The 7,420-nt window shown below is 74.7% G+C and carries 10 protein-coding genes; 6 read left to right on the top strand and 4 right to left on the bottom strand.

Annotated features, from left to right (window positions below):
• Positions 1-132, bottom strand: a 132-nt coding sequence (locus NH342_RS11615; RefSeq protein WP_253014999.1) for an NTP transferase domain-containing protein, incomplete at its 3' end; no start/stop codon positions are given.
• A gap of 32 nt (positions 133-164) precedes the next feature.
• On the opposite strand from NH342_RS11615, the gene fdhD reads away from it, so the two are divergent.
• Complete coding sequence (fdhD, locus tag NH342_RS11610) at positions 165-986, top strand: formate dehydrogenase accessory sulfurtransferase FdhD (RefSeq protein ID WP_253014995.1); 822 nt, start codon at positions 165-167, stop codon at positions 984-986.
• Here the strand turns inward: fdhD and NH342_RS11605 are convergent.
• From NH342_RS11605 to glp, 3 genes are read right to left on the bottom strand one after another with little or no spacing between them, the layout of a single operon-like run.
• On the bottom strand, positions 980-1,468 hold the full coding sequence (locus NH342_RS11605; RefSeq protein WP_253014993.1) for a molybdenum cofactor synthesis domain-containing protein: 489 nt from the start codon (positions 1,466-1,468) through the stop codon (positions 980-982). The genes fdhD and NH342_RS11605 overlap by 7 nt on opposite strands.
• Positions 1,465-1,947, bottom strand: coding sequence for a cyclic pyranopterin monophosphate synthase MoaC (moaC, locus tag NH342_RS11600; protein WP_308200643.1), 483 nt, complete (start codon positions 1,945-1,947; stop codon positions 1,465-1,467). The genes NH342_RS11605 and moaC overlap by 4 nt, the downstream gene beginning before the upstream one ends.
• Complete coding sequence (gene glp / locus NH342_RS11595) at positions 1,944-3,176, bottom strand: gephyrin-like molybdotransferase Glp (RefSeq protein WP_253014991.1); 1,233 nt, start codon at positions 3,174-3,176, stop codon at positions 1,944-1,946. The genes moaC and glp overlap by 4 nt, the downstream gene beginning before the upstream one ends.
• A gap of 91 nt (positions 3,177-3,267) precedes the next feature.
• On the opposite strand from glp, the gene NH342_RS11590 reads away from it, so the two are divergent.
• From NH342_RS11590 to glmM, 5 genes are all read left to right on the top strand, one after another.
• A complete protein-coding gene (locus NH342_RS11590) occupies positions 3,268-3,762 on the top strand; it encodes a carbonic anhydrase (protein ID WP_253014989.1) in 495 nt (164 codons plus the stop codon).
• Positions 3,763-3,802: 40 nt separating this feature from the next.
• Positions 3,803-5,011, top strand: coding sequence for a hypothetical protein (locus NH342_RS11585; RefSeq protein WP_253014987.1), 1,209 nt, complete (start codon positions 3,803-3,805; stop codon positions 5,009-5,011).
• Between the two features lie 138 nt (positions 5,012-5,149).
• Positions 5,150-5,593, top strand: coding sequence for a 50S ribosomal protein L13 (rplM, locus tag NH342_RS11580; RefSeq protein WP_253014985.1), 444 nt, complete (start codon positions 5,150-5,152; stop codon positions 5,591-5,593).
• Between the two features lie 23 nt (positions 5,594-5,616).
• Positions 5,617-6,018: a 30S ribosomal protein S9 gene (gene rpsI, locus NH342_RS11575; protein WP_374209432.1), complete on the top strand. Its 402-nt coding sequence runs from the start codon at positions 5,617-5,619 to the stop codon at positions 6,016-6,018.
• 11 nt (positions 6,019-6,029) lie between these two features.
• Positions 6,030-7,391: a phosphoglucosamine mutase gene (gene glmM, locus NH342_RS11570; RefSeq protein WP_253014983.1), complete on the top strand. Its 1,362-nt coding sequence runs from the start codon at positions 6,030-6,032 to the stop codon at positions 7,389-7,391.
• Positions 7,392-7,420 lie beyond the last annotated feature (29 nt).

Raw genomic sequence — 7,420 nt, 5'->3', positions numbered from 1 at the left:
GGCGACCGCGGCGAGCACCGCGGCGAGCATGGTGCGCCCGCCGACGTCCAGCTGCGGCTTGGCCCGCCCGCCCAGCCGGGCCGCGCGGCCGCCGGCGAGGACGACGGCGGCGTAGGCGGGCAGCGCGGGCACGCCTGCGACGGTAGGTGGGTACCGTCGCCGCCGTGGGACGAGTGACCGCCCGGACGCCGGTGCTGCGCATCCGCGGGCCGCACCGCAGCACCCGGCCCGACACGGTCGCCAGCGAGGAGCCGCTGGAGATCCGGCTGGACGGGAAGCCGCTGGCGGTGACCATGCGGACGCCGGGGCACGACTTCGACCTGGTGCACGGGTTCCTGGCCACCGAGGGCGTCATCACCTCGCCGGCCGACGTCGCCGCGCTGCGCTACTGCGACTCGGTCGACGACGAGGGCCGCAACACCTACAACGTGGTCGACGTCGACCTCGCCCCCGGCGTGCCGGTGCCCGACACCGCGCTGGACCGGAACTTCTACACGACGTCCTCGTGCGGGGTCTGCGGCAAGGCCAGCATCGACGCCATCCGCACCCGCACCACCGTCGACGTCGCCGCCGACCCGGTGCAGCTGCCCCTGGACGTGCTGCTGTCGCTGCCCGACCGGCTGCGCGCCGCGCAGGAGGTCTTCGAGAAGACCGGCGGGCTGCACGCGGCCGGGCTGTTCACCGCCGACGGCGAGCTGGTCTGCGTGCGCGAGGACGTCGGCCGGCACAACGCGGTGGACAAGGTGGTCGGCGACGCCGTGTGCGGTGGCCGGCTGCCGCTGGCCGGGCACGTGCTCATGGTCAGCGGGCGCACCAGCTTCGAGCTGATGCAGAAGTCGGCGATGGCCGGCATCCCGGTACTGGCCGCGGTGTCGGCACCGAGCTCGCTCGCCGTGGAGCTCGCCGCGGCGACCGGCACCACGCTGGTCGGGTTCCTGCGCGGGGACGGCTGCAACGTCTACGCGGGTGCCCAGCGCATTCAGTGATCCCCGCCCCGTAGCTGGCTGACCACGTGCGGCAGCAGCGGCGCGAGCACGGCCAGGCCGTCGCGCACACCGCCGGTGGAGCCCGGCAGGTTCACCAGCAGGGTGCGGCCCGCCGTGCCGGCCAGACCGCGGGACAGCACGGCGGTGGGGACGGCGGGCTGGCCGTACCGGCGCACCGCGTCGGCGATGCCGGGCGCCTCCCGCTCGATGACCCGGGCGGTGGCCTCGGGCGTGACGTCGGTGGGGGTCAGCCCGGTGCCGCCGGTGGTGACCACCAGGTCGGCGCCCGTGGCGACGGCGTCGCGCAGCGCACCGGCGAGCACGTCGACGTCGTCGGGGTGCACGTGCGGGCCCTCGACGGCGAAGCCGAGCTCGCGGAGCCCGGCGGCCAGGGCCTGGCCGGAGCGGTCCTCGTAGACCCCGGCAGAGGCCCGGTTGGAGGCGGTGACGACGACGGCGCGGGCGCCGGGGGGCAGGGTCACCGGACCCAGTCGCCCTTCTTGCCGCCGGACTTCGCCAGCAGCCGGACGTCGCTGATCACCGCGCGGGGGTCGACCGCCTTCACCATGTCGATGACCGTCAGCCCGGCGACGGCGACCGACGTCAACGCCTCCATCTCCACGCCGGTGCGGTCCGCGGTGCGCGCCGTCGCGGTGATCTCCACGGCGTCGTCGGTGACCTCCAGGTCGACGGTCACCCCGTGCAGCGCGATCGGGTGGCACAGCGGCACCAGGTCCGGCGTCCGCTTGGCGCCGGCGATCCCGGCGATCCGGGCCACGGCGACCGCGTCGCCCTTGGGGACGCCCTCGCCGCGCAGCAGGGCCACCACCTCGGGGCTGACCAGCACCCGGCCGGCGGCCGTGGCCACCCGTGCGGTCACCTCCTTGGCGGTGACGTCGACCATCCGCGCCGCGCCCGCGGCGTCCAGGTGCGTGAAACCCCGGGTGGATCCGTCGTTCACCGTTCTCCTCCTCCGACCAGCACGACCTCGACCTCGCTGCCGGCGGGCAGCTCGGTGACCTCCTCGGGGACGACCACCAGCACGTCCGAGCGCGCCAGCGACGCCACCAGGTGCGACCCGGGACCGCCGACCAGCTCGACCGTGCCCCCGTCCAGCCGGCCGCGCAGGAACTGCCGCTTGCCCGGCGGCGAGGTCAGGCGACCGGCCAGCCGGGCGGGCAGCCGCAGCCGGTCGGGCCGCGGCACGCCCAGCGCGGCCCGCAGGGCCGGGCGGACGAAGACCTCGAAGGACACGAAGGAGCTCACCGGGTTGCCGGGCAGGGTGACCACGGGGACGCCGTCCACGGTGCCGGCACCCTGCGGCCCGCCGGGCTGCATCGCCACGGACAGGAACTGCACCGTGCCCAGACCGCCGAGGGCGTCCTTGACCACCTCGTAGGCGCCCATGCTCACGCCGCCGCTGGTGATCAGCAGGTCGGCGTCGGCGAGCTCGGCGCGGACCGTGGCCAGGAACCGGTCGACGTCGTCGGGCACGAAGTGCAGCGTCCGGGCGGCCCCGCCGGCCGCGTCCACGGCCGCGGCGAGCACCAGGGAGTTGGACTCGTGGATCTGCCCGGGGCGCAGGGGCTCGCCGGGTGCGACGAGCTCGCTGCCGGTGGACAGCACCAGCACCCGCGGCCGCCGCGCGACGACGACCGACGCCCGCCCGACCGAGGCGGCCAGGCCCAGCTGTGCCGGACCGAGCACGGTGCCCGCGGGCAGCGCCAGCGAGCCCTGCGCGATGTCCTCGCCGGCGTGGCGCAGGAAGGACCCGGCGGCGGGGGAGGAGCTGATCGTGACCTGGTCGGTGCCGCCGTCGGTGGCCTCGACCGGCACGACGACGTCGGCACCCTCGGGCACCGGGGCGCCGGTCATGATGCGATGGACCGTCCCCGGCGACAGCGCGGGCACGTCGGTGCGCCCGGCCGGGACGTCCTCGGCCACCGGCAGCCGGACCGGGGACCCGTCCGCGGCGGCGCCGACCTCGGCCCAGCGGGCGGCGTAGCCGTCCATCGCCGAGTTGGTGAAGACCGGCAGGCCGACGGCTGCGACCACGTCCTCGGCCAGCACCCGGCCGGCCGCGGCCGCGACCGGCACCTCCTCGGTGCCCGGCGAGCAGCCGGCGAGCAGCGCGGCCACCGCTGCCCGGTGCTCCTCGACCGTCCGGCGGACCTTCGCGGTTGTGCTCACCGGCACATCCTCGCCGACCGCGTGCGGGAGCCGGGACCCGGCGCTAGGTTCGCCGTCGCCGGACCAGCTGCCGACCAGCGAGGAGCGCGACGTGACCGAGATCGACCGAATGCTCGAGGCCAACGCCGAGTGGGCGCAGCGCTTCCCGGGGTCGCGTCCGGTGCAGCCGGCCCGCAAGGTCGCCGTGGTGGCCTGCATGGACTCCCGCATGCCGCTGTTCCCGCTGCTCGGGCTGGAGGTCGGCGACGCGCACGTGATCCGCAACGCCGGCGGGATCGTCACCGAGGACGTGCTGCGGTCGCTCACCATCTCCCAGCACCTGCTCGGCACCCGCGAGACCGTGCTGGTCCACCACACCGACTGCGGCATGCAGAAGACCGACGACAAGGCCCTCGCCGACACCGTCGAGCAGGCCACGGGGCACCGCCCGCCGTGGGTGGGCCGCACCTTCGCCGACCTGGACGCCGACGTCCGGGAGTCGATGGCGATCCTGCGCTCGACGCCCTACCTGGTCTCGCACGACGTGCGCGGCATGGTCTACGACGTGACCACCGGCGTCCTGCGCGAGGTGCACCCCACCTCGTAGGCTCACCGCCGTGCTGGGTGCCCGCTGTGCGAGGAGGACCGTGGTCGCGCTGGGCGCGACCGCCTTGTTGACGGGGTGCACCAGCACCGTCGAGGGCACCGCGAGCCCGGCCCCGACGTCGGCCACGCCGACCACCAGCAGCCCGGCGGCCCCCACCAGCGCCGCCCCCACCGGGCAGGTCACCCCGGCCCCCGCCGTCGGGCCGGGCACCGGGGCCGAGGCGCGCCGCATCGCCGGCGTCACCTCCCTGGTGGCCACCACCAGCCCGGAGCGCACCGACTCCTGCTTCCCCAGCGGCCCGTTCGGGTCGGGCAGCAGCGTGGACGGCCTGTACTTCGGCGACGGCCGGGTGGGCCAGGAGCTGGACCGCTGGGGCATGGTGGCCGCCTGGGGCAACTGCGGGCAGGACGCGGCCAACAACGCGACGCTGGTCCTGGTCTCGGAGATGAGCGACCCCGACTCCGCCGTGGCTGCCGCGCAGACCCTCAACGGCATCTCGCTGGAGCTGGGCAGCGGCGACTACGAGCCGCTGGACCTGCCCGACCTCGGGGTGACCGGCGCGCTGTCGACCGGCGGCTCGGACTCCGCCGGCGCCCCGACCGAGACCGTGCAGGTGTGGGTGCCGAGCGGGCGGATGCTCGCCTACGCCTACCTCGACGCGCCCGCCGGCGGCGGTGCCGACCTCGCCACCCGGCAGATGAGCGACCAGCTGACCCTGCTGCAGGGCTTCCAGCCCACCCCGCAGGACCAGGTCCCGGGCCTGCCCACCGACCCGCTCGGCCTGGCGCCGTTCGCCCTGCAGACCCCCGGGGACAACACCCGCTTCACCGGTTCCTACGACCTCGAGGGGTACCTGCGGTTGGCCATCGACCCGGTCGTGGAGCGCCAGCTGCTCACCGCCAACGGGTTCGCCGGTGCCTACTACCGCACCAGCTACGACGAGGACGCCGGCCTGGACTACGCGGTGTCGCTCTACACCTTCCCGACGTCGGCGCAGACCAACGCGGTCTACACCGGGTTCGCCCAGCTGGAGGCGACGGCGTTCGGGGGCACCGAGTTCGACCTGCCGGCCATCCCCGAGGCGCCCTGCTTCGCCTTCGACAACGGCGGCGACAGCTTCTACCAGCGCTGCTACGTCGGCTACGGCAGCTACCTGGCCAGCATCGACGTGCTGGGCCTGGCCGCCGCCGACGACTACACCCAGATGAACACCCTGCTCCCGCAGCAGCGGGACCTCATCGACGGCTGACCGGCCGGCCCCGACCGGCTGGTATCGTCGTCCGCTGGCGCGCACCGTCGGCTGGTGCCCGCGCGCCGTCGCGACGTCTCCCGTGCTCGGTGAGGCGAACCCGCCAGCCATCCCGACGACGAGGAAGTGGGCATACCCGTGCGCACGTACACCCCCAAGCCCGGTGACATCACCCGGGCCTGGCACGTCATCGACGCCACCGACGTGGTGCTCGGTCGACTGGCCAGCCAGACCGCGCAGTTGCTGCGCGGCAAGCACAAGCCGCAGTTCGCACCGCACGTCGACGCCGGCGACTTCGTCGTCGTCATCAACGCGGGCAAGGTGGCCCTCACCGGCTCCAAGCGCGACGAGAAGACCGCCTACCGGCACTCGGGCTACCCGGGTGGCCTCAAGGCCATCAACGTCGGCGACGAGCTGAGGACCCGTCCCGACCGGGTCGTCGAGCGCGCCGTCAAGGGCATGCTGCCGCACAACTCGCTGGGCCGGCAGATGCTCTCCAAGCTCAAGGTCTACGCCGGGCCCGAGCACCCGCACGCCGCCCAGCAGCCCCAGACCTACGAGATCAAGCAGGTGTCCCAGTGAGCACGCCCCTGACGGCGCAGAACGTGACCGACGCCGACGGCCGCCCCGTGCAGACCGTGGGCCGGCGCAAGGAGGCCATCGTCCGGGTGCGCCTGCTGCCCGGCACCGGCCAGTTCCGGCTCAACGGCCGCACCCTCGAGGACTACTTCCCCAACAAGGTGCACCAGCAGCTCATCCGTGAGCCCCTGGTCATCCTCGAGAAGGGCGAGACCTACGACGTCGTCGGCCTGCTCAAGGGCGGCGGCGTCACCGGGCAGGCCGGTGCGCTGCGCCTGGCCATCGCCCGCGCGCTGATCGAGGTCGAGCCCGAGGACCGTCCGGCCCTCAAGCGCGCCGGCTTCCTCACCCGCGACGCCCGCGTCACCGAGCGCAAGAAGTACGGGCTGAAGAAGGCCCGCAAGGCGCCCCAGTACTCCAAGCGCTGACCGGGTCTGCCGTGGGTCGCCTCTTCGGCACCGACGGCGTCCGGGGTCGGGCCAACGCCGACCTCACGCCGGAGTTGGCCCTCGCGGTGGCACGTGCCGCCGCCGGCGTGCTGGCCGACCGCGACGGGACGCACCGTCCCGTCGCGGTCGTCGGCCGCGACCCCCGCGCGAGCGGGGAGATGCTCGAGGCCGCGGTCATCGCCGGTCTCACCAGCGCCGGCGCGGAGGTGCTGCGGGTTGGGGTGCTCCCCACCCCGGCGGTCGCCCACCTCACCGCCGCGCTGGACGCCGACCTGGGCGTGATGCTCTCGGCGAGCCACAACCCGATGCCCGACAACGGCATCAAGCTGTTCTCCCGCGGCGGGCACAAGCTGCCCGACGCGGTCGAGGCCGCCGTCGAGCGCGGGGTCTCGTTGCACCCGGACCACAGCCGACGTGCCGGCGACGTCGGCCACCGGCCCCAGGGTCGGGACGTGGGACGCGTCGTCGACGTGCCCGACGCGGTCTCCAGGTACCGGGACCACCTGCTGTCCGCCGTCCCCGACTCCCTGGCGGGTCTGACCGTCGTCGTCGACTGCGCGCACGGGTCCGCGAGCCACGTCGCACCGGAGCTCTACCGCCGAGCCGGCGCCACCGTGCACGTCATCGGGGCCTCCCCCGACGGGTGGAACATCAACGACGGGGTGGGCTCGACCCATCTGGGACCCCTGCAGGCCGCCGTCGTCGAGCACGCGGCCGACCTCGGCGTCGCGCACGACGGCGACGCCGACCGCTGCCTGGCCGTCGCGGCCGACGGCTCGGTGGTCGACGGCGACGGCATCCTCGCGATCTGCGCGCTGGCCCTCCACGAGGCCGGCCGCCTGCGCGGGGACACGGTCGTTGCGACGGTCATGAGCAACCTCGGCTTCCACCACGCGATGCGCGAGGCGGGGGTGCAGGTGGCGACGACGGCGGTCGGTGACCGCTACGTCCTGGAGGCGCTGCGCGCCCGGGAGCTGTCGCTGGGCGGCGAGCAGAGCGGGCACCTGGTGTTCCTCGAGCACGCCACGACCGGGGACGGTCTGCTGACCGCGCTGATGCTCATGGGCCGGATGGCCGCCACCGGGTCGTCGCTGGCCGAGCTCGCGGGCGTCGTCCGCAAGCTGCCGCAGGTGCTCGTCAACGTGCCCGTGACCGACCGGATAGCGGTCAGCGAGAGCGACGACGTCGCCCGCGCGGTCAACGCGGTGGAGGAGGAGCTGGGTACGGCAGGTCGGGTGCTGCTGCGGCCCTCCGGGACCGAGCAGCTCGTCCGGGTCATGGTCGAGGCCCCGACCCAGGAGCAGGCGGATGCGGTGGCGCACCGCCTGGCCGAGGTGGTCGCGGCCGTCTGAGCCCGCCCGGACGGGGGAGGAGCTCCTCG

This window comes from Klenkia sp. PcliD-1-E, assembly GCF_024124375.1.
Lineage (GTDB): Bacteria > Actinomycetota > Actinomycetes > Mycobacteriales > Geodermatophilaceae > Klenkia.
The sequence above is the reverse complement of the archived record's forward strand: the minus strand, read 5'-3'. Positions and strand labels throughout refer to the sequence as shown.